The organism is Nocardia sp. NPDC059236, assembly GCF_042754085.1.
Taxonomy (GTDB): domain Bacteria; phylum Actinomycetota; class Actinomycetes; order Mycobacteriales; family Mycobacteriaceae; genus Nocardia.
In genome coordinates this window covers 1-1,431 of record NZ_JBHZAF010000074.1, presented here as the reverse complement: position 1 = coordinate 1,431, position 1,431 = coordinate 1, and the positions used below count along the sequence as shown (strand labels likewise).

The following is a 1,431-nucleotide window of genomic DNA, read 5'->3' as shown; positions in this document are numbered from 1 at the left end:
CGCAACTCGTCCTCCGACAACGACTCCGGATCGTCGACCACCACGATCGCGGCGACCTCCTGACCCAGATCCTCGTGCGGCACACCGATCACCGCCGACTCCCGCACCAGCGGATGCTCGTCGAGGACGTTCTCGATCTCCTGCGGGTACACGTTCTCCCCACCCCGCAAGATCAGATCCGAACGACGCCCGGAAATATAGAGCTTGCCATCACGCAGCGTGCCGTAGTCACCGGTCCGCAACCACCGGTTCTCATCGATCGCGGCCCGGGTGGCCTCCTCGTTGTCCCAATACCCGAGCATCACATAGGGACTGCGGATACAGACCTCACCCTCCTCGCCATCGGGCACCGGCTTGCCGTCGGGGTCGCGCACCTCGACCGAGACACCGACCACCGCACGGCCCACAGTCTCATTGTCGGCCGCCAGCTCCGGCGGAGTCGCCACCGTCGCGGCGGTACCGGACTCGGTGCACCCGTAACTGGTGGTCAAACCCTGCAACGCGACCGGGAACCGCTCCCGCAGCCGCTGCACCAACGCCGGAGACGACGGCGCGGAATTGAGCGAGAACGCCGTCAGCGACGACAGATCGAAGCGCGAGATATCCACGCCCAGAATACGACTGGCCAACGTCGGCACCGCCGCCCAGTTGGTGACCTTCTCGGTCTCGACCAGCTTCAACAGCGACTCGGCATCGAACTCACCCGAGGTCGGGAACACCACCGCATCACCGGTCGCCAGCCGCGGGACCGACAGATTGTGCAGGCTCGCGATGTGGAACAACGGCATCGTCGCCAGATAACGGCGACCCGCCGGGGAACCATCCCACACCTGCCCACGGAAACCGGCCGCCAACGCGTCCATGAACCGGTGATAGTCCGCGACCGCGACCATGTTCTGCTGGGTGTGCACCACACCCTTCGGCCGGCCCGTCGTCCCGGAGGTGTAGAGGATGATCGCCGGATCATCCTCGCCCACCTCCACACTCGGATTGCCGCCGGCGAACTCCGCCATCAACGCGGGCAGATCGGACTCCATGGTCAGCACCGGAACATCGGTGCCGGTCTCGGTGGCCAGCGCGGCCCGTTTGGCGTCGGCGATCACGACCTTCGGGGCGGAGTGCTCGAGACCGTAGGCGATCTCACGCGGCACCCACCACGCGTTGTAACCGACCGGGACCGCACCCAACCTTTGCGCCGCCCAGAACGCCAGCACCCACTCGGGGGCATTGGCGGCCAGGATGCCGACACGATCGCCCTTCCCGACGCCGTAACGCTCGGCCAGCGCGGCAGCCAACGCACCCGCGGCCGCGTAATGCTCGGCGAAGGTGTAGCGGGTCCGCGCCGACACCAGATACTCGCGATCACCCAGCTCCCTGGAAGCTTCCAGCAACTCCAGCAGCGATCGGTGCCGGTTCTTGAACACCGGCAGC

The 1,431-nt window shown here is 66.6% G+C and carries 1 protein-coding gene; it reads right to left on the bottom strand.

Annotation, left to right across the window (positions count from 1 at the left end; genetic code table 11):
• Nucleotides 1-1,431: class I adenylate-forming enzyme family protein (locus tag ACFXIV_RS47925; RefSeq protein ID WP_379405967.1), on the bottom strand; the 1,431-nt coding region annotated here is incomplete at both ends.